This is a genomic window from Novosphingobium sp. Sphag1I (assembly GCF_056279125.1).
In genome coordinates this window covers 225051-249480 of the sequence record NZ_JBWBQS010000001.1, presented here as the reverse complement: position 1 = coordinate 249480, position 24430 = coordinate 225051, and the positions used below count along the sequence as shown (strand labels likewise).

General features: G+C 62.0%; 23 protein-coding genes. 16 read left to right on the top strand and 7 right to left on the bottom strand.

From position 1 onward, the window contains the following. Position 1: 1 nt before the first annotated feature. Together ACZ9HU_RS01115 and ACZ9HU_RS01110 are read left to right on the top strand one after the other, a co-directional pair. On the top strand, positions 2–1450 hold the full coding sequence (locus tag ACZ9HU_RS01115) for an efflux transporter outer membrane subunit (protein ID WP_476101331.1): 1449 nt from the start codon (positions 2–4) through the stop codon (positions 1448–1450). A gap of 20 nt (positions 1451–1470) precedes the next feature. Next, the gene (locus ACZ9HU_RS01110; protein ID WP_476101329.1) at positions 1471–2457 is read left to right on the top strand and encodes a polysaccharide deacetylase family protein; all 987 of its coding nucleotides are present in this window, start codon (positions 1471–1473) and stop codon (positions 2455–2457) included. 52 nt (positions 2458–2509) lie between these two features. Here ACZ9HU_RS01110 and ACZ9HU_RS01105 read toward each other — a convergent pair whose 3' ends face one another. From ACZ9HU_RS01105 to ACZ9HU_RS01090, 4 genes are read right to left on the bottom strand one after another with little or no spacing between them, the layout of a single operon-like run. Further along, positions 2510–2809 (bottom strand): polyhydroxyalkanoic acid system family protein, encoded by a 300-nt coding sequence (locus tag ACZ9HU_RS01105; RefSeq protein WP_476101327.1) that lies wholly within the window; start codon positions 2807–2809, stop codon positions 2510–2512. A 1-nt stretch (position 2810) separates the two neighbouring features. Then, positions 2811–4601 (bottom strand): acyl-CoA dehydrogenase C-terminal domain-containing protein, encoded by a 1791-nt coding sequence (locus ACZ9HU_RS01100; RefSeq protein ID WP_476101324.1) that lies wholly within the window; start codon positions 4599–4601, stop codon positions 2811–2813. Between the two features lie 24 nt (positions 4602–4625). Beyond that, the gene (locus ACZ9HU_RS01095) at positions 4626–6932 is read right to left on the bottom strand and encodes a 3-hydroxyacyl-CoA dehydrogenase/enoyl-CoA hydratase family protein (protein WP_476101322.1); all 2307 of its coding nucleotides are present in this window, start codon (positions 6930–6932) and stop codon (positions 4626–4628) included. After that, entirely contained in the window at positions 6932–8053 is a 1122-nt protein-coding gene (locus ACZ9HU_RS01090) for a thiolase family protein (protein WP_476101319.1), read from the bottom strand. The genes ACZ9HU_RS01095 and ACZ9HU_RS01090 overlap by 1 nt, the downstream gene beginning before the upstream one ends. Before the next feature lie 207 nt (positions 8054–8260). Between ACZ9HU_RS01090 and ACZ9HU_RS01085 the strand changes: the two genes are divergently transcribed. The 6 genes from ACZ9HU_RS01085 (at position 8261) to ACZ9HU_RS01060 (ending at position 13286) form a co-directional block, all read left to right on the top strand. After that, positions 8261–8665, top strand: a complete 405-nt coding sequence (locus tag ACZ9HU_RS01085) for a DUF2147 domain-containing protein (RefSeq protein WP_476101315.1) — start codon at positions 8261–8263, stop codon at positions 8663–8665. 92 nt (positions 8666–8757) lie between these two features. Beyond that, positions 8758–10014, top strand: coding sequence for an OmpP1/FadL family transporter (locus ACZ9HU_RS01080; RefSeq protein ID WP_476101312.1), 1257 nt, complete (start codon positions 8758–8760; stop codon positions 10012–10014). A 48-nt stretch (positions 10015–10062) separates the two neighbouring features. Beyond that, a complete protein-coding gene (locus ACZ9HU_RS01075) occupies positions 10063–11718 on the top strand; it encodes a long-chain-fatty-acid--CoA ligase (protein WP_476101310.1) in 1656 nt (551 codons plus the stop codon). Positions 11719–11784: 66 nt separating this feature from the next. Then, positions 11785–12222 (top strand): MerR family transcriptional regulator, encoded by a 438-nt coding sequence (locus ACZ9HU_RS01070; RefSeq protein ID WP_476101307.1) that lies wholly within the window; start codon positions 11785–11787, stop codon positions 12220–12222. Between the two features lie 81 nt (positions 12223–12303). Further along, the gene (locus ACZ9HU_RS01065) at positions 12304–13080 is read left to right on the top strand and encodes an SDR family NAD(P)-dependent oxidoreductase (protein ID WP_476101304.1); all 777 of its coding nucleotides are present in this window, start codon (positions 12304–12306) and stop codon (positions 13078–13080) included. Further along, the gene (locus tag ACZ9HU_RS01060; protein ID WP_476101300.1) at positions 13080–13286 is read left to right on the top strand and encodes a hypothetical protein; all 207 of its coding nucleotides are present in this window, start codon (positions 13080–13082) and stop codon (positions 13284–13286) included. The genes ACZ9HU_RS01065 and ACZ9HU_RS01060 overlap by 1 nt, the downstream gene beginning before the upstream one ends. A 25-nt stretch (positions 13287–13311) precedes the next feature. On the opposite strand, the gene ACZ9HU_RS01055 is transcribed toward ACZ9HU_RS01060, so the two are convergent. After that, positions 13312–13971 carry a glutathione S-transferase family protein gene (locus ACZ9HU_RS01055; protein ID WP_476101297.1) on the bottom strand — a complete coding sequence of 220 codons (660 nt, stop codon included), beginning with the start codon at positions 13969–13971 and terminating at the stop codon, positions 13312–13314. A gap of 234 nt (positions 13972–14205) precedes the next feature. On the opposite strand from ACZ9HU_RS01055, the gene ACZ9HU_RS01050 reads away from it, so the two are divergent. Genes ACZ9HU_RS01050 through ACZ9HU_RS01040 form a run of 3 tightly spaced genes read left to right on the top strand, consistent with a single transcriptional unit; the run spans position 14206 to position 17331 of the window. Then, the gene (locus ACZ9HU_RS01050; RefSeq protein WP_476101294.1) at positions 14206–15060 is read left to right on the top strand and encodes a beta-etherase; all 855 of its coding nucleotides are present in this window, start codon (positions 14206–14208) and stop codon (positions 15058–15060) included. After that, positions 15057–15887 carry a glutathione S-transferase family protein gene (locus ACZ9HU_RS01045; protein WP_476101291.1) on the top strand — a complete coding sequence of 277 codons (831 nt, stop codon included), beginning with the start codon at positions 15057–15059 and terminating at the stop codon, positions 15885–15887. The genes ACZ9HU_RS01050 and ACZ9HU_RS01045 overlap by 4 nt, the downstream gene beginning before the upstream one ends. Before the next feature lie 16 nt (positions 15888–15903). Beyond that, positions 15904–17331 (top strand): aldehyde dehydrogenase family protein, encoded by a 1428-nt coding sequence (locus tag ACZ9HU_RS01040; RefSeq protein ID WP_476101287.1) that lies wholly within the window; start codon positions 15904–15906, stop codon positions 17329–17331. A 37-nt stretch (positions 17332–17368) separates the two neighbouring features. Here the strand turns inward: ACZ9HU_RS01040 and ACZ9HU_RS01035 are convergent, their stop codons facing one another. Continuing rightward, positions 17369–18190, bottom strand: a complete 822-nt coding sequence (locus ACZ9HU_RS01035; protein ID WP_476101284.1) for a helix-turn-helix transcriptional regulator — start codon at positions 18188–18190, stop codon at positions 17369–17371. Positions 18191–18374: 184 nt separating this feature from the next. Between ACZ9HU_RS01035 and ACZ9HU_RS01030 the strand changes: the two genes are divergently transcribed. Further along, on the top strand, positions 18375–19253 hold the full coding sequence (locus ACZ9HU_RS01030) for a beta-keto acid cleavage family enzyme (protein ID WP_476101282.1): 879 nt from the start codon (positions 18375–18377) through the stop codon (positions 19251–19253). A 26-nt stretch (positions 19254–19279) separates the two neighbouring features. Further along, positions 19280–20233 (top strand): SDR family oxidoreductase, encoded by a 954-nt coding sequence (locus ACZ9HU_RS01025; protein ID WP_476101280.1) that lies wholly within the window; start codon positions 19280–19282, stop codon positions 20231–20233. 33 nt (positions 20234–20266) lie between these two features. On the opposite strand, the gene ACZ9HU_RS01020 is transcribed toward ACZ9HU_RS01025, so the two are convergent. After that, a complete protein-coding gene (locus tag ACZ9HU_RS01020; RefSeq protein ID WP_476101278.1) occupies positions 20267–21226 on the bottom strand; it encodes a bile acid:sodium symporter family protein in 960 nt (319 codons plus the stop codon). 207 nt (positions 21227–21433) lie between these two features. Here ACZ9HU_RS01020 and ACZ9HU_RS01015 point away from each other — a divergent pair, with 207 nt between their 5' ends. From ACZ9HU_RS01015 to ACZ9HU_RS01005, 3 genes are all read left to right on the top strand, one after another. After that, positions 21434–22750, top strand: coding sequence for an MFS transporter (locus tag ACZ9HU_RS01015; protein WP_476101777.1), 1317 nt, complete (start codon positions 21434–21436; stop codon positions 22748–22750). 36 nt (positions 22751–22786) lie between these two features. Continuing rightward, a complete protein-coding gene (locus ACZ9HU_RS01010; protein ID WP_476101276.1) occupies positions 22787–23917 on the top strand; it encodes a pyridoxal phosphate-dependent aminotransferase in 1131 nt (376 codons plus the stop codon). An 86-nt stretch (positions 23918–24003) separates the two neighbouring features. Continuing rightward, positions 24004–24372, top strand: coding sequence for a c-type cytochrome (locus tag ACZ9HU_RS01005; RefSeq protein WP_476101274.1), 369 nt, complete (start codon positions 24004–24006; stop codon positions 24370–24372). The last annotated feature ends 58 nt before the right edge of the window (positions 24373–24430 follow it).

Here is a 24430-nt window from a genome sequence, read left to right as displayed (position 1 = left end):
TATGATGAAGCGCTCACTCCTCATTCTGACCACGGCGCTGGCCCTGTCGGGTTGCAGCATGGCCCCCAAATATCATGTGCCGCAAAGCGCCGCGCCCGCCGCCGCATTCAAAGGCGATCCGGGTTGGAACCCCGCCATGCCCGCCGATGATGTGGCCAAGGGGCAATGGTGGCGCCTGTTTGACGACCCGGTGCTGACGTCTCTGGAAGAAAAGGTAGAGGTGACGAACCAGAACGTCGCCTATTACCGCGCCGCCTATGCGCAGGCCGAAGCGGTGGTACGGGCCAACCGCGCCAGCCTGTTCCCCACGATCAGCGCCAGCGCCAGCGACACACGCAGCGGCACCTTTGCCGCCAACAGCACCGGTACCACCACCAGTTCCAGCGGCAGCGTGACCCGCACCGGAACCACCATTTCAACCACCGGCAGCGCCAGCTGGTCGCCCGACATCTGGGGCAAATTGGCCGATACGATGCGCCAGTCCAAGGCGCAGGCACTGGCATCGGCGGCCACACTGGCCAATGCAACATTGTCGGCGCGCGGCACATTGGCGACCAATTATTTCCAGCTGCGCGGCATTGATGCGCAAAAGGCGATGTTGACCGACACGGTCGCGGCCTATCGCAAATCGCTGGAGGTGACGCGCAACAAGTTGAAGGTCGGCACGATCAGCGAGGCCGATGTGCAAAGCGCGCAATCGACCCTATCCAATGCCGAAGCCTCGCTGCGTGATCTGGACCGGCTGCGCGCGTCCTATGAAAATGCGATTGCGGTGCTGGTGGGCGAAAATCCCTCGACATTTCATCTGGCCCCGGCTGCGTGGAGTGATGTGGTCCCTGCCGTTCCCGGCGTGGTGCAGGGCGACATCCTGCAACGCCGCCCCGATATTGCCAATGCCGAAAGGTTGGTGGCCGCCGCCAATTCGGCCATCGGCATCCAGCGTTCGGCCTTTTTCCCGACGATCACCCTGTCGGGATCCATCGGGTCCAATTCCACCACGATGAGCAATCTGTTCAGCGCGGCCACCTCGCTCTGGTCGCTGGGGGCCAGCGCGGCGCAGACGCTGATCGATTTTGGCGCGCGTTCGGCCAAGGTGGCGCAAGCCCGCGCTGCCTATGACGCGGCCGTCGCCACCTATCGCCAGAGCGTGTTGAACGCGTTTCAGGAGGTGGAAACCAACCTGTCGGCGGTCTCGGCCTATCGCGCCGAAGCGCCGCATTACATGGCCGCCAACGCATCGGCGGCCAAAGCCGAAACCATCATCCGCAACCAGTATCAGGCCGGCACCGTGGATTTCACCAGCGTTTCCTCGGCGCAGGCCACCGCCTATTCGGCCCGCGTTAACCTGATCCAGAATACCGTCAACCAACAGACCGCCGCCGTGGCGCTAATTCAGGCGATCGGGGGCGAATGGCAGGGCGGCGTGGATCTGCATCCTCCTGTCAAATGATCGGACGGGGAACGTAAAGCATGCGCGGATTTTGGGGTGCGGCCTTGGCGCTGGCATTAATGGCCGGTGGGATTTCGGGCGGGGCAAAGGCGCAGCCGGTGTCGCCCCCTCCGGCACAGATGGGCAAGGTCGCGCTGACCTTTGACGATTTGCCGGGGCTCAGCCTGTTCAACGATCAGGCGTGGCTGGATTTCATCAACCGCGAATTGCTGCGCGGGCTGAAACGCCATCACATTCCCGCCATCGGTTTTGTCAATGAATCCAAACTGGACGAGGCGGTGCGCGCGCGCCAGATCACCAATCTGAAACTGTGGCTGAACGGCGGAATGGATCTGGGCAACCATACGTTCAGCCATGAATCGCCCAATGATCTGGGCGCGCAAGGCTATATTGACGATATTGCCAAGGGCGAGCCGGTGACGCGTGAATTGCTGGCCGCGCGGGGCAAGAAGCTGGGCTGGTTCCGCCATCCCTATCTGGAAACCGGCACGCCTTTGGCCACCAAACAGGCGATCACCCATTGGCTGGGCCAGCATGGCTATCGCATCGCGCCGGTGACGATCGATGCCGATGACTGGATGTTTGCCGAACCCTATGAGGATGCGCTGTCACGTCACGAGGAAGCGCGGCGGCTGCGTATCCGCAACCAATATCTCGATTACACCGAACGCGCGATCAGTTGGTATCAAAAGGCGTCAGAGGCCCTGTTCGGGCGCCAGATCGCCTTTGTCATGCTGCTGCACGATACGCGGCTCAATGCCGACAGTCTGGATGAATTGTCCACGATTTTGAAACGGCGGCGGCTGAAACCTGTCACTCTGGAAAATGCGATGCGCGACCCGGCCTATCAAACCCACGATCCCTATGTCGGCAAGGACGGGATCGAATGGATGGAGCGTTGGTCCTATCAGCTCAAGAAGGGTCTGCCGTGGGACAGCTGGCAGGATCCGCCCAAGCAGATCGAAGAAGAATATGAGCGCAACAACAAGGATATGCACAAGAATTGAGAGGCGTAAAAATTGAGAGGCGGCGGGGGATGGCCGCCGCCTCTCAAAGGGCTTAACCCTTGCCCAGCATTTTGGCCGCGCTCGTTTTCACGAATTCGGCCACCTGCCCCTGCATCATCTTCATCAACATCGGCACCTCAAGGCTGCCGATCAGACAATCCTCCTCGATGGTCAGCGACACCGGAATGCGCGAGCCCAGCGCCGTGATGGTCATGTCCAGCACATAATCCCCGCTCCATTCCGAGGCGAGGTTGCCCCCGCCCGGAATATGCGCGGCAAGCTTTGGCAGGCCCACCTCGATGCGGCGCTTGGCCTCGTCCCGGCCAAGGCTGTGGGGGATATTGATATCCATATCAGAACTCGTCCTCGGCAAAGGCCATCAGCGAACCCTTGCCCGCCTTGATGGCCAGGAAATGGGTGGTCGCCTGCGGCAGGATCTTTTCAAAGAAGAAAGTCGCGGTCTTGATCTTGGTTTCGTAGAACGCCTTGTCTTCGGTGCCAAAGAAAAGCTGCAACCCTGCGATCTTGGTCGATTTGGCAAAGCAATAGGCCATGGCGACAAGGCCCATCAGGCGCAGGTAATCCGTGGCCGCCGCACCTGCTTCCTCGGCGTCCTTCATGCCCTTTTCGGCAATGGTCGCGGTGGAAAGCTGAAGCGCCCCAAAGGCCTTTTCCAAGCCTTCGATCATCTTCTGCATCGGCCCTTCGCCCTTGTTCTCCTCTATAAAGGCCGAAACAGGGTGGAAGAAGCTGCGCAGATAGCGGCCCATATGCGCGCCCAGTTTACGCCCGACCAGATCGAGCGCCTGAATGCCATTGGTGCCTTCATAGATCATGGCGATACGCGCATCGCGCTGATACTGTTCGACCCCGCTTTCGTGGATATAGCCGTGGCCGCCATAGACCTGCACCGCCAAACTGGCGCTGTCATGGCCCAGATCGGTGAACAAGGCTTTCACCACCGGCGTCATCAGCGCGACAAAATCCTCGGCCCGCTGGCGCACTTCCGGATCGGTCGCGTGGCGTTCCGCGTCCAGCCCGCGCGCCACCCAAGCGCCCAGCGCCCGGCAACCTTCGTTATAGGCCCGCATGGTCAGCAGGTTCTTGCGCACATCGGGATGGACGATGATCGGATCGGCGGCCTTATCGGGATATTTCGCACCCGAGAGCGAACGCCCCTGTAAGCGGTCCTTGGCATACCACACCGCCGACTGATAGGCCGCCTCGCCAATGCCCAGACCTTGGATACCCACGCCCACGCGTTCGGCATTCATCATCGTGAACATCGCCTCAAGGCCCCGGTGCGGCTGCCCCACCAGCCAGCCGATGGCATCATCAAACTGCATCTGGCACGTCGCCGACGCCTTGATGCCCATCTTATGCTCGATCCCGCTGGCGCGGACGCCATTGCGCGCGCCGGGATTGCCGTCGGCATCGGGGATGAACTTGGGCACGAGGAACAGGCTGATCCCCTTCACCCCCTTGGGTGCATCAGGCAAGCGCGCCAGCACCAGATGGATGATATTGCTGGTCAGATCCTGCTCGCCCGCCGAGATGAAGATCTTGGAGCCCGTCACCTTGTAGCTGCCATCGCCCACTGGCTCGGCCTTGGTGCGCAACAGGCCCAGATCGGTCCCGCAATGCGGCTCGGTCAGGTTCATCGTGCCCGACCATTCGCCGCTGATCATCTTGGGCAGATAGGCCGCCTTCAATTCCTCGCTGGCATAGGCGTTCAATGCCGTCACCGCGCCCGCCGTCAGACCGGGATAGAGGCTGAAAGATACATTGGTCGCACAGATCATTTCCTCGACCAGCTTGCCCACGGCCTCGGGCAGGCCCTGCCCGCCATATTCGACCGGCATGACGAGGCCGCCCCAGCCGCTCTGGACGAATTGGTCATAGGCTTCCTTGAAACCCTTGGGGGTGGTGACCACGCCATTTTCATAGCGACACCCCTCGGCATCGCCCGAAAGGTTGATAGGCAACAACACATCCTGACAAAGCTTGGCGGCTTCCTCCAGCACGGCGTCGGTCAAGTCTTGGGTAAATTCCTCATGCACCGGCAGGCCGCCAAAGCCATCATCCTGATGCAATTCGTTGAGCACAAAGCGCATATCGCGCAAGGGGGCGGTATAGACCTGCATAAAACCTCTCCTGTTATCCCGGCGTCAATTGCGCAGCGGTTTGCCGGTGGTCAGCATATGCTCCACCCGCGCCTGCGTGCGGCTATCGCGCACCAGCGACATGAATTCGCGCAATTCCAGCGCGAGTAACTGCTCCTCGGTCACGATGTCCACCACATCAGCCTCGCCTCCGGTCAAAACTGTGGCCAATTTGTCGGCCACCACCTCGTCATAAGGCGTGGCGATGCCGCGCGCACGGAAACCTTTCACCGCCAGTTCCAGCGCGGTCTTGCCGCTGGCGCCGGGCAGGCGGAATACCGGCGGCGCGGGCGGCGTATAGCCTTCGGCCATGGCCAAAGCACGTGCCTTCGCATCGGCCAGCAAACGGTCGCGGTTCATGGTGATGCCGTCGCCGGGGCGCAGATAGCCGATCTCCTTGGCATTGGCCGCCGATTTGGCGACCGTTGCGGTCGAGATCGTTTCAAAGGCCTTGGCCACCGGCGGCATCGGCCCCTTGGGCGCCTTGGGGCTTTCGGCCGCGCGGACCATCAATTCCCCGCATCCGCCCCAACCGGGGATCAGCCCCACGCCGCATTCGACAAGGCCGATATAGGTTTCAGCATGCGCCTGCACCGCGTCGGCATTAAGACAGATTTCGCAGCCACCGCCCAGCGCCATGCCAAAGGGCGCGGCCACCACCGGGAAGGGCGCATATTTCAGCGCCTTATACGCCTTCTGCCCGCCCGCGACCAGCTTTTCCACCTCGCCCCATGCGGCGATGTTGATAGCAAAGATGGCAAGACCAAGATTGGCGCCCGCCGAGAAGTTCGAGCCTTCATTATAAACCACCAGCGCCTTGTACTGCTCGGCAACCAGCAGAATCGCCTTCTCGATCAGCTTCATCACCTCCCCGTCAAGCGCGTTCATCTTGCCAGTGAATTCCAGCGCGACCACGCCGTCGCCAATATCCCACAGCGCCGCCGAGGCGGTCTTGAGCAAGGGCTTGGATGCCGCCTTGATGTCCTCCAGTAGCAACACGCCCTCGGGCCGGGCAATCGCGTGATACTCGCCATCCGCGCCCAGATATTGGCGCACGCCTTCCTCGACGCGATAGAACGGACGGCCCGCCGCCACGCCCAAGATCGCCGGAACATCGCGCCCCTCGGCCTGCAAACGCGCGACGAAATCGGCCACGCCAATCCGGTCGATCAATTCAAACGGGCCATATTTCCAATTATAGCCCAGCTTCATCGCCGTATCGATGGCAAGGATATCATCCGATGCCTCGCCGATCAGCCCCGCCGCATAGGCCAGCGTCGGCCCCAGCACGGCCCATGCATAGGCCCCCACCATGCCCGGCGCGGAAATCAGCGCGCGCAGATCCTTTTGCGCGGCCTGTGGGATGGAAACGGGCTTCTTCGCCTTGGCGTATTCCCCGGTGGCCAGATCGATCGCTTCCTTGACCTTGCCCGCCTCGCGGTTGATCCGGTAAAAGCCGCCCTTGCCCTTGCGCCCGGTATAGCCGTCAACGATCATTTTCAGGATCAGTGGATGGTCATGGGCAATCGCCTGATACGGATCATTGGCGGGCAGCGTGCTGGTCAGGCTGGCCTTCAAATAAGGCATCAGGTCAATGCCGACCAGATCGACCAGACCGAAGATCCCGGTCTTGGGCACGCCCATCGGTTTGCCGCCGATGGCATCGGCATCCTCAACACTGACGCCCAGTTCAAAGGCCGCATTGATCGCCGCTTGCAACCAGTACGTCCCGACGCGATTGGCGAGGAAGCCGGGCGTATCCTTGGCGCGCACCACGGTCTTGCCCATGGCGCGATCGGCGAAATCAGACACGCGGGCGACCAGTTCTGGATCGCTCTTTGGCCCGGACACCACCTCCAGCAGGCGCATATAGCGCGGCGGGTTGAAGAAATGGGTGATGAGGAAATCACGGGCAAAAGCCTCGCTGCGCCCCTCGATCAGGCGGTCGAGCGGGATGGTGGACGTGTTCGACGACACCGCCGTTCCGGGCCGACGCACACCTTCCAGCTTTTCATAGAGAGCGTGCTTGAGTTCAATCTTTTCGACAATCGCCTCGATCACCCAGTCGCATTCCGCAACCCGACCCAGATCGTCATCGATATTGCCGACCTCAACCAGCTTGGCCGCAGCCTTGCTCATAAAGGCGGCCGGTTCGGCCTTCTTCAACCGTTCCACCGCGCCCGCGGCCACGGCATTGCGGTCCGCCGGATCGCGCACAATGTCCAAGAGCAGCACCGGCACGCCCGCATTGGCCGCCTGCGCCGCGATGCCTGCGCCCATGGTTCCGGCGCCGATCACACAGAGCTTTTTCATCAGATGGCCTCCAGAACCGTGGCGATACCTTGCCCGCCGCCGATACATTGCGTGGCCAGCGCGTATTTGCCGCCCGTCCGCTTCAACAGGCTGGCGGCCTTGCCCACGATGCGCGCGCCGGTCGCGCCCAGCGGGTGGCCGATGGCAATCGCGCCGCCGTCGATGTTGACCTTGGCCACGTCCAGACCCAGTTCGCCGATGCAGGCAAGGCTCTGGCTGGCAAAGGCTTCGTTGAGTTCGACAACATCGAGATCGGAAACCGAAATCCCCGCGCGGGCCAGCGCCTTGCGGCTCGATTCGACCGGACCCATGCCCATGATTTCGGGCTGACACCCGCTGATCGCCACCGATTTGATCCGCGCCAGAATGGGCAGGCCGTTGGCCACAGCATAATCCTCGCTGCACACCAGAACGGCGGCGGCGCCATCGGTCAGGGGGCTGGCCGTACCGGCGGTCACCGTGCCGGTAGCGGAAAAGGCAGGCTTGAGGCCCGCCAGGGTTTCAGCCGTTGTGCCCGGACGCGGGGTGCCATCGGCGTCAACACCGCCCACGGGCACGATTTCATCGTTCAGCAGGCCCGCCGCAATCGCCGCGCCCGCCTTGCGCTGGCTTTCCACGGCAAAACCTTCCTGCGCCTCGCGGGTGATGCCGAATTTGGCGGCGACGTTTTCGGCCGTATCGCCCATGCCCAGATAGGCCGCGCTCTTTTTGGCCAGCGCCGGATTGGGCATCGGGTTAAAGCCCATCATGGGCACGCGGCTCATCGATTCAACGCCGGCCGAAATGAACACTTCGCCCGCGCCCAGTTGGATCTGGCCCGCCGCATAATGGATCGCGCTCATCGACGAACCGCAAAAACGGTTGACCGTCATGCCTCCCACCGACAACGGCAGATCGGCAATCAGACCAATCAGGCGGGCCACGTTAAAGCCCTGTTCGCCTTCGGGAAAGGCGCAGCCAACGATCAGATCTTCGATCGCGGCGGCATCGACACCAGTGCGCGCGATCAAACCCTGAACCACCGCGGCGGCCAGATCGTCAGGCCGCACACGGGCCAGAGCGCCCTTGCCCGCCAGATGGAAAGGAGAACGGGCATAGCCCGCAATGACCACGTTACGCATCGCAAATCCTCTTCCGATTTGTGGCGCAAGGAATCATGCCCTGCACCCTTCTGCTCTATTGGTGCCCAACTTTCCCTATACGTCAACCAATTTTTGATGCATACACTGATTCGCCGACACGAGCAGAGTGCCAAAACGCACCTAATGCCATCGGCCCCAAGCACCGGGGATGACACCGATGCCGGGTATGGAGAAGGAGCTGAAAGGATGATTGCCCTCTTGGGGATATTGGCGGCGGCTGCCGCGCCTGCGGCATCGGATGCGATGGGCCGCTGGCAGACCGAAACGCGCCACGGTGTGGTGGAAATCACCACATGCGGCACCTCCATCTGTGGACGGTTGGTGGAATCCGACGCGCTGCGCACCAACCCGCGATTGCGCGATGTGAAGAACAAGGATGCCTCTCAGCGCGAGAGGTTGCTCAAGGGCCTGACCATCCTTCAAGGTTTTCACCAGAAGGGTTCGGATTGGGCGGGCGGCACGATCTATAACGCCGATGACGGCGGCAACTATCAGGCCACCGTGACCCCAATCGATCGCGATACGTTGAAGGTAAAAGGTTGCATTGTTTGGCCTTTATGCAAGAGCCAGACCTGGAAGCGCCTGCGCTGACACAACCGGCCCGATAAGGGCAATCCCGTTTGAGGGGAGGCAAAAAAATGACTTCGGTTCGCACATATTCACGAGTTGCCAAATTTTCTGCCGTGCTGCTGGGCTTGATCCCGGCCCATGCCATGGCCAGCGGTTTTTACATCGTTGAACAAAGCCCCAAGGCCACCGGGCGCGCCTATTCGGGCGAAGTGGCCGACACCGGCCCTGAATCGCTTTGGTGGAACCCGGCGGCCATCGCCGGGCAAAAGGGTCTGGCCATCAACGTCGGGGCCAGCGCCATCCTGCCCACGGCCAAGATGAACAATATCAACACGATCATCGTGCGCCCCGGCCAAAGCTCGGCCCCCGTCGGCGGTGATCAGGTCAGCAGCAACCCCATCCACAATGGCGTCGTGCCCACCGGCGCGATCTCTTATGGGTTGAATGACAAGGTGGCGCTGGGTCTTGCCGTGACGGCGCCCTATAATTTCACCACCGAATATTCGACCAACAGCTGGGCGCGCTATTCGGCGCTGCGTTCGACGCTGATGACCATCGATATTCAACCCGGCATTGCCATCGAGGCGATCCCCGGCCTGCGTCTGGGTGTTGCGGCCAATATCGAATATTCCAAGGCGGAATTGAGCAATGCCCTGCCCAACCTGTCGCCGCTTCTGGCCGATGGTTCGCAAAATCTGAAGGGCAATGGATGGGACATCGGCTGGTCCGCCGGTTTCCAGTTCCAGCGCGGCCCGGTCAGCATCGCCGCCAGCTATAAGTCCTCGATCAAGCACACGCTCAAAGGCACGGTGACGGTGGCGGGCCTGCTCGGCCCTCTGGCACCCAGCAATGGTGTGACCAACACGTCGGCCAGCTTCAGCACGCCTTGGCAGGCGATTTTTGGCGTGCGTTACGCCATCACCCCCGCCATCACATGGAACGCACAGGTGACCGCGGCGGGATGGTCCAAATTTGACGCGATCCGTCTGGCCGCGCCCTATAACAGCGCAATCCCCGAAAACTATCGCGACAGCTGGACCTATGCCACGGGCGTCGATGTGGTGGTTTCGCCGCGCTGGACGCTGCGGGCGGGCGTGGCGCGCGATTTGACGCCGGTGCGTAATAACGAACGCGACGCGCGCGTGCCCGACACCAACCGCTGGGTCTTTGCCATGGGCGCCACGCATCAGATGTCGAAGCGTTTCTCGGTCGATGTCGGCGTCAATTACCTGACCGTGGACAGCGGCCCGATCAACCGCAACACCGCCGCCTATGTCGGCACGGCGGCGCAAACGCCGATCCTGATGAATGGTTCGGTCAATTCGGGCCATGTGTTCATTTTTGCACTGGGTGGCCGCTTCACGCTCTGAGGCGCAACCCGACGATAAAAACAAAAGAAAGGGCGAGCGATGATTACCATGGATGATGTCAAAGCCATGCAGCAGAAGGGATGGTGCCCCAAGGAACGGCTCCTGACCGACCTGCTGGACAAGGCGGTCGAGCATCATGCCGACAGGGTCGCGCTCGACTTTCTGGGCCGGACATGGACCTATGGCGAGGTGGGCGCATTGGCCGACCGCGCCGCGCGGGGTCTATATGCGATGGGCCTGCGCAAAGGGGATCGCTTTGCGCTGTGCCTGCCCAACACGCCCTATTTCGTGGTGATGTATTTTGCGGCGTTGAAGATTGGCGCGGTCATCGTCAATCTCAACCCGCTTTATACCCCGCGGGAAATGGACCATCTGATCCGCGATTCCGGGGCGCGCATGATTGCCGTGCCCGATGTGGCCAGCATTTATAACAAGGTGCGCGAAGTCGGGCCGGGTGCCGGGATCGAAAAGATCGTGATGTGCCCGCTGGCCCCGATCCTGCCCACGTTGCAATCGCTGGGCTGGCGCGTGCTGAAACGGCGCGAACATGCGCGTTATCATGAGGATGACCTGCATATCGGCTTCTTCCGCCTGATTGAGCGCAAGCCCGAATTGCCGCCCATAGAGCGCCACCCCCATGATCTGGCCGTGTTGCAATATACCGGCGGCACCACCGGCACGCCCAAGGGCGCGATGCTCAGCCATGCCAATCTGACCGCCAATTCGGCCCAGATGCTGGCCCATCTTGGGCATAATATGGATGAGCAGGAACGGGTGCTGGGCGTCTTGCCCATGTTCCATGTCTTTGCGCTGACCACGGTGCTGAATTTTTCAATCGAGGTTGCCGCGCAAATCGTGCTGCTGGCCCGCTTTGACCTTAAACAGATGTTGGCGACGATCAAACGCACGCGGCCCACGATCATCTTTGGCGTGCCCACCATCTGGGTCGCGATGAACAATCAGGTGTCGGCTGCCGAAGCACCCGACCTGTCGCATCTGTCGGCCTGTGTATCGGGGGGGGCGCCTTTGCCATTGGACGTGCGACAGGCGTTTGAAAAGCTGACCGGGGCGATCATCACCGAAGGATACGGCCTGTCCGAGGCCAGCCCCATCATCACCTGCAACCCGATTAACGGGCGGATCAAGGACAACAGCTGCGGCCCGGCTTTCCCGGCCACGGTGATCGAAATCCGCAACCCGGAAACCGGCGAACTTCTGCCCACGGGTGAACGGGGCGAGGTTTGCGCGCGCGGGCCGCAGGTGATGCAGGGATATTGGCACCGCCCCGAAGACACCGCCAAAACCTTTGTCGATGGCGCGCTGCGCACCGGCGACATCGGCTATCTGGATGATGAAGGCTATCTCTTCCTTGTCGACCGGATGAAGGATGTGATCCTGTGCGGGGGCTTCAACGTCTATCCCCGCGTGATCGAGGATGCCGCCTATCACCACCCCGCCGTCGAGGAAGCCATCGCCATCGGCATTCCCGACACCTATCGCGGACAGGCGCCCAAACTTTTCGTCAAGCTGCACGATGGCACCAGCACGACGCCAGAGGAATTGAAGGCCTTTCTGGCCGATTATCTCAACAAGATCGAGATCCCCAAGGAGATCGAGATCCGCGCCTCTCTGCCCCGGACATTGGTGGGCAAATTGTCGAAAAAGGAATTGGTCGAGGAAGAACGCCGCAAGCGCGAAGCATAGGGCAAGAGGCCAATGGCCGAAATGCGGGCACTTGCGAAAGAGCCTGCATTTTGGTCGAATAGGGTGATGGGGGATCGTGTGATGGACGCCAATGCAGTGGAAATGACTGTACCGCCGAATGCGGATCGCGACCTGATGGGGATTCAGGATGTAGCGGCCATGTTGGGCGTCACCCATCGCACCTTGCGCTTTTATGAGGACAAAGGGCTGATCGAGCCGCAGCGCGTGGGCAACACCCGCATCTATGCCCGGCGCGAGGTGGCCCGGATGCAATTGATCCTGCGCGGCAAAAGGCTGGGTTTCACCATCCGCGAGATCAAGGAATTCCTTGATCTTTATGATGCCGACCCCGAACATGTCGAACAATCGCGCCTTTTGCTGCGCCGCATCCGTGAAAGGCTGAAACTGCTGTCCAAACAGCGCGCGGCAATTGAGGAAACCGTGGCCGAATTGAAAAAGCTGGAGGCCGAAACGCTGGCCGAAATCAGCGCGGCGGGCGGTTGACGGCTTTGGCCTAAAGGCTTGCCTGCGTCGCCAAGGCTCCCTATCTCCTGCGCCCATATTGCAACGCAGCAGGAGCCGGTCATGAGTGATAATGCCAATTGGGCGCAGGGACGCATTGCACTGGTGACGGGCGCCACATCGGGCTTTGGCGCGGCGGTGGCACTGCGGCTGCTGTCGGGTGGGGCCAGGGTCATTGCCACGGGCCGCCGTCAGGAACGTCTGGATGAACTGGCCGCAGAGGCCGAGACGGATCACCTGTTCACGCTGGCGCTGGATGTGACGGAAAAGGACTGCGGGAAAAAGCTGCTCACCGCCCTGCCCGCTGATTTTGCCGGGATCGACATCCTGTTCAACAATGCAGGCCTGGCGCTGGGCCTTGGTCCGGCGCATCAGGCGGAATTGTCGGATTGGGAAACCATGATCGAAACCAATGTGTCGGGCGTGGTGCGCATCGCCCGCGCAGTCCTGCCCGGCATGGTCGAGCGCGGGCGCGGTCATATCATCAACGTGTCCAGCGTCGCGGCCACCTATCCCTATCCGGGCGGCAATGTTTATGGCGGCACAAAGGCCTTTGTGCGCCAGTTCTCGCTGGGCCTGCGCGCGGATCTGCTGGGCACGCCGGTCAAGGTGACCTCGCTGGAACCGGGCGCGTGCGAAACGGAATTCTCCGAGGTCCGCTTCTCCGGCGACAAGGACAAGGCCGCCGCAGTCTATGCCGGCATGAAGCCATTGTCGGCCGATGATGTCGCGCAAACGGTCGAGGCGGTGCTGCGCCTGCCCGAGCATCTGAACGTCAACACGATCGAGATCATGCCCGTGGCGCAGGCTTTCAGCCCCTTTGCCATGGCGCGCAAATAATGCGCACCACGTTTCAGGATGCCTCGGTCCGCCTCTATCATCTGGATGGCGGACCGGAAGGCGGGGCGGCCACCACCCTGTTCTATGGCCCGCTGAGCGAAGCCATGCGCATTGCAGAACAGCAACCCGCCGAGGTGCAGGAAGGCCTGTTCATCGCCACCGACAATGACGTGGTGGCCTTCCTGGACCTGTTCGAAGGCTATTAGGCCAGAATGGATTTGCCCTGCGTGGTTAGGCCAGAATGGCCTTGCCCTGCGTAGTGGTCTTGGCCGCCATCTCCTCCGCCGTCGGGGGCGTGGGGATCAGCAAGCCGCGCTGAACCGCAGGCCGTACGCCAATATCGGCCATCCAGCGCGCAACATTGGGCAGGCCGTCCAGCGTCACCCCCGCCCATTCATGCCCCCGCACCCACGGAAAACAGGCGATGTCGGCAATCGAATAGTCGCCCGCCAGATAATCCTTCCCCTCCAGCGCCGCATCCAGAACGCCCAGCAGGCGACGGCTTTCACGCGTATAGCGGTCGATCACCGAGGGCAATTTTTCCGGGAAATAGCGGTTGAACACCGTCGCCTGCCCCATCATCGGGCCAAGACCGGCCACCTGCCACATCACCCATTGGATCGCGCGGCTGCGGCCCTGAACATCGGCGGGGATGAATCGCCCGAATTTTTCCGCAAGGTAAAGCAGGATCGCCCCCGATTCAAACACCGCAAACCCATCATCGACCAATGCCGGGATCTTGCCATTGGGGTTGATAGCCAGAAATTCCGGCGTCTTCTGCTCCTGATTGGTCAGGGAAATCGGGGTAACCTTATAGGGCACGCCCAGTTCTTCGAGCAGAATGGTGATCTTCCACCCATTGGGCGTTTCGGACGTGAAGAGTTCGAGCATCGCGGCATCCTTGTGATGTGATCGTCCCAGCAAACACGCCCCGCGCCCCGCAACAAGGCCATCACCCCCGCTATCATTGGCAGTGACAGGAACGTCGATCAGGACGGGCGCCCCATCCTGTTACTTGCACTGATAGTATTCATTTCCCCCTTGGCAGCGCGCAAACCTTGCCCCAAATTGACAGTAAGACATACAAACGAACCCATAATACAAGCAAACCAGCGGGAGCGGTTCATGGCCAAGGATAATAAGATCACCTTCTTCGACCTCAATCACGAGAGCGGCTGCACCACCAGCCCCTTCGTCTGGGCGACGAAATATGCGGTTCGGCACAAGGGCTTTGATCTGGATGTGGTGCCCGGCGGGTTCACCGGCATTCTGGAACGCACGGGCGGACGTTCGGAACGGCTGCCGGTCATTTGTGATGATGGCGAATATGTGCTCGATAGCTGGCTGATCGCCGAATATCTGGATGCCAAATATCCCGACCGCCCCACGCTGATCGGCGATCCCTCGGTCAAGGTGCTGGCGCAATTCCTCGAAACATGGCTGTGGAAGACCGCGATCGGGCCGTGGATGACCTGCTATATCCTGCAATATCGCAGCCGCGCGATGGAATGCGACCACGCCTATATCACCGAATCGCGTGAACGCATGTTTGGCAACCGCAAGCTGGAAGACATTGCCGCCGGCCGCGAAGACCGCTTGCCCAAGGTGCTGCCCGAACTCGAATTGCTGCGCGGCATTTTGGGCCAGCACAAGTGGCTGGGCGGGGAAACGCCCAATTATGCCGACTATCGCGCCTTGGCCGTGTTCCTGTGGTGCGCCAGCGTGGCCGACATTCCGCCGATGACCGAGGATGACCCGCTGCGCGATTGGATCGACCGTGGTTTCGACCTTTACGGCGGTCTGGGCCGTATTCCGGGCATGAGCCCGCTGTTCGGCCTGAAACTGCGCGAGGGCGATCCTGAACCCTTTGCCAAGGGGCCGTCGCTGGTGGCCGGTCTGGTCAAGCGCAATACGGGTCCGGCCAGCACCCGCGCCGAAACCAACCACATCACGGGTAAGGGTGAGAAGGCCGACGCATGACGCACACCTCTGGCGAACAGGAACCGCCCGGCGGGGTCTTGCGCATGTATCACATTCCGGGCTGCCCCTTTTCTGAAAGGGTGGAAATTTTGCTGTCGTTGAAAGGGCTGGCCGACAGGCTGGCCCATCACGACATCGACATTTCAAAGCCGCGCCCGGAATGGTTGCTGCGCAAAACGCGCGGGACCACCGCCCTGCCCGCGCTGGAGCTGGAAAATGGCGAGACGTTGAAAGAGAGCATGGTCATCATGCGCTATTTCGATGATCGCTTTCCGGACATCCGCATTGCCCGCGCCGACCCGTACGAACATGCGGTGGAACAGATGCTCTGCGCCACGGATGGGGCGTTTACCGGGGCGGGATACCGGATGATCCTGAACCGTGATCCGGCGCAGCGCGATGCGTTGAAGGCCGAGGTCGATGCGCAATATGCCCGGCTGGATGCTTTCCTGCGCGATTATGCGCCCGATGGGGATTTCCTTTTCGACCGTTTCGGTTGGGCCGAGGTTGCCTTTGCGCCCATGTTCAAGCGCCTGTGGTTCCTTGAATATTACGAGGATTATGCGGTGCCGCAGCACCTTACCCGCCTGCTACGCTGGCGCGAAGCATGTCTGGATCATCCTGCGGTCAAGGCGATCCACACCCACCGCGAACTGATGACGCTCTATTATGATTATGCCCAAGGCGGCGGCAATGGCCGCATCCCGCAAGGCCGCAAAATCTCCAGCTTCACCCTCGATCCGCCATGGGACACCCGCCCCATGCCCCCCCGCGACAAATGGGGCCACGCCGCCGGCGATGCCGAGCTTGGCCTGATTCCTGCCTGATAAAAGGACCCTCCCCATGAAGAACTATCCGCAGAATTTCATCGACGGCCAATGGGTCGACAGCATCGGCGGCACCGCCCACACCGTCATCAACCCGGCCACCGAAGGCGCGGCCAGCCAGATCACGCTGGGCACGGCCGCCGACGTGGACGCCGCCGTTGCCGCCGCGCGCCGCGCCTTTGAAACCTTCAGCCAGACCACCAAGGAAGAACGCATTGCGCTGCTGGGCGCGATCATCGAAGCGTACAAGGCGCGCATCGGCGACATTGCCGAAGCGATCAGCACCGAAATGGGCTGCCCGATCAGTACCTCCTCGACCGCACAGGCCGGATCGGGTCTGGGCCATCTGGCCAATGCGCTGGCCGCGTTGCAGGGCTATGAGTTCGAGGAAAAGATCGGCGACAACAAGGTCGTGCGCGAACCGATCGGCGTGGTGGGCCTGATCACCCCGTGGAACTGGCCGATGAACCAGATCGTCGCCAAGGTCGCCCCGGCGCTGGCGGCGGGCTGCACGATTGTCCTGAAGCCTTCGGAAGAAGCCCCCACCTGCGCCGCCGTCTTTGCCGAGGTTTTGGCCGCGGCGGGCGTTCCGGCGGGCGTGTTCAATCTGGTGCAGGGCGACGGGCCGGGCGTGGGCGCGGCCATCGCGGCCCACCCCGACATCGACATGGTCAGCTTTACCGGATCGACCCGCGCCGGGATCATGGTGGCCAAGGCCGCCGCCGACACGGTCAAGCGCGTGACGCAGGAATTGGGCGGCAAATCGCCCAACATCATCCTGCCCGGCACGCCGCTGGACAAGGCGCTGCCCGGCGGTTGCGGCGGCGTGCTGCTCAATTCGGGGCAGAGCTGTGTCGCGCCCACGCGCATGCTGGTCCATGTGTCGCAGCATGACGAGGCGGCAAAACTGGCGGGCGAAATCTTTGGCAGCAAGGAAGTCGGCGATCCGCTGACCGAGGGCGGCCATATCGGCCCGGTGGTCAACAAGGCGCAGTTCGACAAGATCCAGGCCCTGATCACCAAAGGCATTGAGGAAGGCGCCACGCTGGTCACCGGCGGGCTGGGCCGCCCCGAAGGCGTGGAAAAGGGCTATTTCGTCAAGCCCACCGTCTTTGCCAATGTCACCAATGATATGGCCATTGCGCGCGAGGAAATCTTCGGCCCCGTGCTGGTCATCCTGCCGTATCAGGATCTGAACGAGGCGGTCGCCATTGCCAATGACACGCCCTATGGCCTTGGCGCCTATATCGCGGGCGATCCGGCCGTGGCAAAAACCATCGTGGGCAAGATCCGCGCAGGCTCGGTCTATGTCAACGCGGGCGGATTGGCGATGGACATGCCCTTTGGCGGATACAAGCAATCGGGCAATGGCCGCGAATTCGGCAAATTCGGCCTTGAGGAATATCTGGAGGTCAAATCCGTGATCGGCGCGCTTCCGGCGTAATCAGGCGAGGGGCGCGGCACAAACCGCGCCCTTTTTTTCATACCATTTCGGCGCTCAAACGACGCAATTTCGCCGCGCTGGCCGGATCGGCGGGGGCGAACAGGATCAAGCGCTGGCCCGGCACTTCCTCGATCGCATAGGATGTATGGTGGAACGCGATCTCGCCCACATCGGGCAGGGTGGCGCTGTTGACATCCTCGAAATGGCTGCGGATTTCGGCGGCTTCCCAATATTCGCGGAACAGGTCGGAGGATGCCTGCATCTCCTCGATCAGCGTCTCAAACACCTGCGGCTGGGCGGTGCGGCTGTAATCCCACTTGAAGCGAGCAACCAGACGGCGCGCCATTTCACGATAGCGCTCCGGGTCGGCGCGATAGCGTTCGTTCAGCATCAGGATGCGGAACAGGTTGCGCTCTTCACGCGGCAAGGGCGCATAGTCGCGGAAAAGCTGGGTCACCAGCGCGTTCCAGCCTACCACGGTCCAATCCTCGACAATCACCAGCGCGGGGATAGACAGACTGTCCATCAATTGCTGGGTCGATGGGCGCACGGCCTCGTCGGCGCGGCCCGTCAGCGGCGGCGGGCGATGCTGGGCCAGCGCAAAGAGGAATTCGCGCTCCTGCGGCTCAAGACGCAGCGCCTTGCCCAAACGCTCGATCATGGCGGCGGATAGCTGGACCTCGCGCCCCTGTTCGAACCATGTGTACCATGTGACGCTCATCCCCGCCAACGTGGCGACTTCCTCGCGGCGCAGGCCCCGTGTGCGGCGGCGCTCACCCGCGGGCAGGCCCACGTCCGTTGGCGCCAATCGCGCCCGCGCGGCCTTTAGAAAGCGGGTAAGTTCCTCTCTTTGCGCCATGATTTATGCCTCTTGCCCATTTTGTTTTCATCCGCCCCTTACACCATATGGCGAGGCAGGAAAGTGCTGTCTGCCTGTTACTCCTAATAATGGCACAGACACAGGCCTGTTCAACACCTGTCAGACGGGCATACGTCATGAATCAGAACATTTTGCGTGAATTCCCCAATGGAGAGGACATAGAATGGCCGACAAGGTCTTTATCACTTGCGCCGTTACCGGGTCGCCATGGCCGTTGCCCAAGCATCCCAATTTCCCGTTCCGCCCCGAACATGTGGCGCAGGAGGCATTGGATGCGGCCGCTGCGGGGGCCTCGATCATCCACCTGCACGTGCGCGACCGTGAAACTGGCCATCCCAGCACCGAGCTGGAGGATTACCGCGAGGTGGTTGGCCTGATCCGGGCGAAGAACACCGAGGTGATCCTGAACGTCACCACGGGTCCGGGCTGCACATGGATGCAGAGCGAGGAAGACCCCAGCCTGCCCGGCCCCGGCACGTTGATGTTCACGGCGGAAAAGCGGCTTGAGCATATCCTCGACCTGAAGCCCGACATGTGCACGCTCGACATTTGCACGATGAACCTGTGGGGCGGGGCGGCGATCAACCTGAAACCGATGGTCACGCGCCTGGGTCATATGATTCAGGACGCGGGCGTGTTGCCGGAAATCGAGTGCTTTGAAGCGGGCGATTTCGTCTATGCCGAGGATCTGATTGCCGAGGGCGCCCTGCCCGCGAATGCGCCCTACACCTTTGTGCTGGGCACCAAATATGGTCTGCCCGCCACGCCCGAGGCAATGCAATATTCCAAGAACCAATTGCCGCGCGGCGCCACCTTCACCGGTTTCGGCATCCAGCGCCATTCCTTCCCCATGGCGGCGCAATCGGTGCTGCTGGGCGGCCATGTGCGCACCGGGTTCGAGGACAGCACCTATCTGCGGCGCGGCAAGCAGGCGGCAGGCAATGCCGATATGGTCAACTGGGCGGTCGAATTGATCGACCATCTGGGCGCGGATCTGGCCACGCCGGGCGAGGCGCGCAAGATGCTGGGTCTGAAGAACTAAATCACACGAAATTGAAGGAGAGGATCATGGCTTACACTCCCCCCGCATCCGCCCCGAATGCAACGCCGATGGCCGATGTGCGCGGCAAAACGGCGTTCATCACCGGCGGCGCCAATGGCATCGGCCTTGGCATTGCACGCGCGCTGGTGAACGCAGGCGCCAATGTGGTGATCGCCGATATCCGTGAAAGTGCGTTGGCCGAGGCCAAGGCTTCGCTGGGTGCCGACGATCAGGTGGAAACGGTCCAGTTGGACGTCACCGACCGCGCCGCCTATGCCGCCGCCGCCGACAAGGCGGAAGGCCGCTTTGGCAAGATCCACATCCTTGTCGGCAATGCCGGGATCGGCGTGATGGGGCCGATCATGGATGCGCGCTATGACGATTGGGACTGGGGCATGGGGGTAAACCTTGGCGGGGTCATCAATGGTCTCGTCACCATCCTGCCGCGTATCAAGGCGCATGGCGAGGGCGGTCAGGTCGTCACCACATCATCGCAAAGCGGGCTGATCCCGATCTCCTATTCGGCGATCTACTCGGCGGCCAAGGCGGCGATCATCGGCATCACCGAGGCGGCACGCGGCGAGTTGGCGGCCATCAACATCGGCATTTCGGCCTTCTGTCCCGGCCCGGTGCAATCGAACATCGCCCATTCGGGCGAACTCCGCCCCGAGGACAAGAAGCAGGACACCGGATATTTGAAGCGCGAGGAAGAGCTGGAAGCCCGCCCCGTCTCGCCGCTTTGGATGAGCCAGGATGAAGTGGGCGAGCGCGTGTTGGCGGGCATTCGTCGCAACGATCTCTATATCCTGACCCACCCGGAATTCGGGCCGGGCATGCAGCGCCGCTTTGACGCGATCATGGCCAGCGTGCCGGACGAAGAAATCAACGAGGCCCGCGCCAAGGAGATCTTCTTCCTTCTGGACAATCCGGTTTTCGCCGAACAAAGCGCCCGCTGCGCCAAGCAGCCTGCTGAGGCGTAAGGACGCAAGGCCCCCTGCGGCAACGTGGGGGGCTTATTCCTCGCTTTGCGCCAGCCCCCGCGCAATCACGGCGCAGGCCATCAACTGGATCTGGTGAAACAGCATCAGCGGCAGGATGACCACGCCCACCTGCGCCGCCGGGAACAGCACGCCCGCAATCGGCACCCCGCTGGCCAGTGACTTCTTTGATCCGCAAAAGAGCAGCACGATCCGGTCGGCCCGATCAAAACCCAACGCCGCGCCAAGACCCCACGTCGCGGCCAGCACCACCGCCAGCAACACAATGCTGAGGCCCGCAATCAACCCCAGTTCCCACAGCGGCAGATGGCTCCACAACCCCTCGACCACGGCGGCGGAAAAGGCGGTGTAGACCACCAGCAGGATCGAGCCGCGATCGACATAGCCGATCATCGCCTTGTGCTTGCTCACAAATTTTCCGATCACAGGACGCAACCCATGGCCCAGCGCAAAGGGCAGCAGCAGTTGCAGCACGATCTTTTCAATCGATTCGAGCGACATGCTGGCCCCGCTGCCGCCCATCAACAGGCTGGCCAACAGCGGCGTGATGAAGATGCCCGCCAGATTGGAGAAGGACGCCGAACAGACCGCCGCGGCCACATTGCCCCGCGCAATCGAGGTAAAGGCGATCGAACTTTGCACCGTCGAAGGCAGCAGCGTCAGGAACAGCATCCCCGAAGCCACCAGCGCGGGCAGCCCCGGAATCGCCGCCAGCCCCAGCCCCAACACCGGAAACAACGCAAAGGTCGTGCCCATCGTGGCCAGATGCAGCCGCCAATGGCCCGCGCCTGCAACAATCGCCTCTCTCGACAATTTCGCGCCGTGCAGAAAGAACAGCAACACGATCGCCGCATCCGCCGCGTGGTCCAGCACCGTGGCCCCTATCCCACGCGCAGGCAGCACCGAGGCCAGAGCCACCGTCGAGAGCAGCGCAAGAATATAGGGGTCGAAGGCGGATTTGAGACGGTCTAGCATGCCTAACTGCCTAAAGATTACAGCGCCCAAGGGCAAGATGGTGCCTGATTGCGACTTGCGCGCGGGATGAGCCTGTCATATTGCTATGAAGCATAACCAATAAGCGCCACGATTCCCTTGCAGGCGCACGCAACAACGGGCATCAACAAACCCAAGCCGCGTCAACAATCGGCGGCATCGAGAGGATGGAGAAAGATTTTGGCTTCTGTGCCCGTAAACCCCATCGATCCCCGGCGCCTGCTGGCCGACAGCCCGATGGGCTGGCGTCAGATCGTGGGTATTGTTCTGTGCGCCCTGCTTAATGCGCTCGACGGTTTTGACGTGCTTTCGATCAGCTTTGCCTCGCCCGGCATTGCGGCGGAATGGCATGTTGAACGCAAGGTGCTGGGCTATGTCCTGTCGATGGAAATCTTCGGCATGGCGGCCGGCTCGATCCTGCTGGGCCGGTTGACCGACCGGCTGGGGCGCATTCCCACCATGGTCATCTGCCTTGTCATCATGGCCGCGGGCATGATCGCCGCGCCCATGTCGTGGGACGTGCCCTCGCTGGCCGCGATCCGCCTGTTTACGGGTCTGGGCATTGGCGGGATGTTGGCGGCCACCAATGCGGTGGCGGCCGAATATGCCAATGACCGCTGGCGCAGCGCGGCGGTCGCGCTGATGGCGGCGGGCTATCCCTTGGGCGCGGTCGTGGGCGGCACGATTGCCAGCATGATGCTGAAAACCGGAGGCTGGCGCGATGTGTTCTATCTGGGCGCGGGTCTGGCGCTGATCCTGCTGCCTCTGGTGCCTTTGCTGATGCCCGAGCCGGTGTCGGCCATCATGCACCGTGGCCGCGCCGACGCGCTGGACAAGGTCAACCGTTCATTGCGCGCCTTTGGGCATGGCACGGTCGATGCCCTGCCGGTTGAGGACCACGACAAGCCGCAGGCCCGCATCCTGGACCTGTTCGGCCCCAAATTGCGCGCCGTCAGCCTGTTGCTGCTGATGGCCTATTTCGCGCATATCCTGACCTTCTATTTCATCGTGAAATGGGTGCCCAAGATTGTCGGCGACATGGGTTTCCCGGCATCGGCGGCGGGCGGCGTGCTGGTGTGGGCAAATGTGGGCGGGTTGATCGGGGCGATCCTGTTTTCCTTCTCGGCGCTGAAATTGCCGCTGCGTCCGGCGCTGATCGTTATGATGCTGGCATCGGTGGTGCTGGTGGCGCTGTTTGGCCAATCACCGGCCGATCTCAACCGCCTGTCGCTGGCCGCGGCCATGGCGGCCTTTTGCACCAACAGCGTGATCGTCGGCTTTTACGCCCTGATCGCGCAAAGTTTCCCCACCAGCCTGCGCGGCACGGGCACCGGCTTTGTCATCGGCGTGGGCCGTTTGGGCGCGGCGGCAGGGCCGATCATTGCGGGCTATCTGTTCGATGCGAAACTTGGGCTGCCGATGGTGGCGATTGTGATGTCGGTGGGTTCGCTGGTCGCGGCCTTGGCGCTGTTTGTCATGCCGCGCCAACAGGATACCAAAATCTGAATTATCAAGCCTGCGTTACCCTGCTAGGGGCGGTGTATGACCGCCCCTATCGAACCGTTCCGCGCCATGGCCATCGGCCAACTCGCCCACAAGCTTGCGGCAGAGGGCCGCAGCGTGATCCATATGGAATATGGCCAGCCATCAACCAGCGCGCCCGCCGCCGCGCTGGCCAAGGCGCATCATGTGCTGGACACCGAGGCGCAGGGTTACTGGGAAAGCGCGCCGCTGAAAGAACGCATTGCGCAGCATTACGCCGAAACACAGGGCGTCACCATCCGGCCCGAACAGGTCATCCTGACCTGCGGCGCGTCGCCTGCGCTGCTGCTGGCATTGTCCAGCGCCTTTGCGCCGGGCGCGCGGATCGTCTGCGCCCGGCCCGGCTATGTCGCCTATCGCAATACATTGCGCGCGCTGCATATGGAACCGGTCGAAATCCCCTGCGGCGCGGCGGAACGATACCAGATCACGGCGGCCGCGCTTGAGGCCATCCACCCCGCCCCCGACGGCGTCATCGTCGCCAGCCCCGCCAACCCCACCGGCACGATCATCGATCCGCAAGAACTGGCCGCCATCGCGGCGGTCTGTGCGGGGCGCGGCATACGCATCATCTCGGACGAGATCTATCACGGCCTGTCCTTTACCGGGCCTTGCGTCTCGGCGCTGGTTCATGCGCCGGACGCGCTGATCGTCAACAGCTTCTCCAAATATTTCTCGATGCCGGGCTGGCGTCTGGGCTGGCTGGTGGCGCCTGATGATCTGGTGGACGCCGCCTATGCGCGAATGAGCAATCTGATGCTCACGCCCCCGGTTTTGGCGCAGCATGCGGGCCTGATCGCCTTTGATTGCGGCGAGGAGCTGGAAGCCCATATCGCCACCTATGCCGCCAATCGCGAGGCGATGCTGGCGGCGCTGCCCGCGTTGGGTCTGGCGCGAATTGCGCCGCCCGATGGGGCCTTTTACATCTGGGCGGATATTGGCCATCTGACCAATGACTCGATGGAATTCTGCACCCGTCTTTTGCAGGAAACCGGGGTGGCCTGCGCACCCGGCGTCGATTTCGATCCGGTCGATGGACACCGCTTCATGCGCTTCAGCTTTGCCGTGTCCACGCCCTTGGTCAAGGAAGCAATTGAGCGCATGATCCCATGGTTCGCCGCCCAGCGGTAACCCGCGATCCGGCCCAAAGTGCAATACACCTTGGGCCCCGGCTTCTGGCATAAAATGGCAAACCCCCGAAGAACGAGGATGCCATCATGAAGTCAATTTCGATGACCGCCGTGTTGGGCGGCATTGCCCTGTTTTCGACCGCCGCTTCGGCCGCACCCGCGCCTGTGCCCGCCACTTTCACTTCGCGCTGCGCGGTGTGCCACAATGCCGAAAAGGGCGGCGCGGACAAGGTCGGCCCCAGCCTTTGGGGCGTCTATGGCAAGAAGGCCGCCACGGGTAAGCACAATTATACCGAGGCGCTGAAAAAGGCGAACCTGAAGTGGGATGACGCCAATCTGGACAAGTGGATCGCCGGCCCCATGCAGATGGTGCCCGGCACCGCCATGGCCTTTCCCGGCATCAAGGATGCGGCCAAGCGCGCCGAGTTGATCGCCTGGATCAAGACGCTGAAATAAGCATCCCGCAAGGGTCGCAAGAAGGGGGCGGAAAGCATAAGGCTTCTCGCCCCCTTTT

Bases quoted from the DNA above. Each gene is read 5' to 3' on its own strand.
- ACZ9HU_RS01105 (WP_476101327.1), bottom strand. From the start codon at position 2,809: ATGGATATCAATATCCCCCACAGCCTTGGCCGGGACGAGGCCAAGCGC.
- ACZ9HU_RS01070 (WP_476101307.1), top strand. From the start codon at position 11,785: ATGGGGGATCGTGTGATGGACGCCAATGCAGTGGAAATGACTGTACCG.
- ACZ9HU_RS01110 (WP_476101329.1), top strand. From the start codon at position 1,471: ATGCGCGGATTTTGGGGTGCGGCCTTGGCGCTGGCATTAATGGCCGGT.
- ACZ9HU_RS01075 (WP_476101310.1), top strand. From the start codon at position 10,063: ATGGATGATGTCAAAGCCATGCAGCAGAAGGGATGGTGCCCCAAGGAA.
- ACZ9HU_RS01085 (WP_476101315.1), top strand. From the start codon at position 8,261: ATGATTGCCCTCTTGGGGATATTGGCGGCGGCTGCCGCGCCTGCGGCA.
- ACZ9HU_RS01100 (WP_476101324.1), bottom strand. From the start codon at position 4,601: ATGCAGGTCTATACCGCCCCCTTGCGCGATATGCGCTTTGTGCTCAAC.
- ACZ9HU_RS01045 (WP_476101291.1), top strand. From the start codon at position 15,057: ATGACGCACACCTCTGGCGAACAGGAACCGCCCGGCGGGGTCTTGCGC.
- ACZ9HU_RS01065 (WP_476101304.1), top strand. From the start codon at position 12,304: ATGAGTGATAATGCCAATTGGGCGCAGGGACGCATTGCACTGGTGACG.
- ACZ9HU_RS01090 (WP_476101319.1), bottom strand. From the start codon at position 8,053: ATGCGTAACGTGGTCATTGCGGGCTATGCCCGTTCTCCTTTCCATCTG.
- ACZ9HU_RS01025 (WP_476101280.1), top strand. From the start codon at position 19,280: ATGGCTTACACTCCCCCCGCATCCGCCCCGAATGCAACGCCGATGGCC.
- ACZ9HU_RS01010 (WP_476101276.1), top strand. From the start codon at position 22,787: ATGACCGCCCCTATCGAACCGTTCCGCGCCATGGCCATCGGCCAACTC.
- ACZ9HU_RS01115 (WP_476101331.1), top strand. From the start codon at position 2: ATGATGAAGCGCTCACTCCTCATTCTGACCACGGCGCTGGCCCTGTCG.
- ACZ9HU_RS01095 (WP_476101322.1), bottom strand. From the start codon at position 6,932: ATGAAAAAGCTCTGTGTGATCGGCGCCGGAACCATGGGCGCAGGCATC.
- ACZ9HU_RS01060 (WP_476101300.1), top strand. From the start codon at position 13,080: ATGCGCACCACGTTTCAGGATGCCTCGGTCCGCCTCTATCATCTGGAT.
- ACZ9HU_RS01055 (WP_476101297.1), bottom strand. From the start codon at position 13,971: ATGCTCGAACTCTTCACGTCCGAAACGCCCAATGGGTGGAAGATCACC.
- ACZ9HU_RS01030 (WP_476101282.1), top strand. From the start codon at position 18,375: ATGGCCGACAAGGTCTTTATCACTTGCGCCGTTACCGGGTCGCCATGG.
- ACZ9HU_RS01005 (WP_476101274.1), top strand. From the start codon at position 24,004: ATGAAGTCAATTTCGATGACCGCCGTGTTGGGCGGCATTGCCCTGTTT.
- ACZ9HU_RS01050 (WP_476101294.1), top strand. From the start codon at position 14,206: ATGGCCAAGGATAATAAGATCACCTTCTTCGACCTCAATCACGAGAGC.
- ACZ9HU_RS01020 (WP_476101278.1), bottom strand. From the start codon at position 21,226: ATGCTAGACCGTCTCAAATCCGCCTTCGACCCCTATATTCTTGCGCTG.
- ACZ9HU_RS01040 (WP_476101287.1), top strand. From the start codon at position 15,904: ATGAAGAACTATCCGCAGAATTTCATCGACGGCCAATGGGTCGACAGC.
- ACZ9HU_RS01035 (WP_476101284.1), bottom strand. From the start codon at position 18,190: ATGGCGCAAAGAGAGGAACTTACCCGCTTTCTAAAGGCCGCGCGGGCG.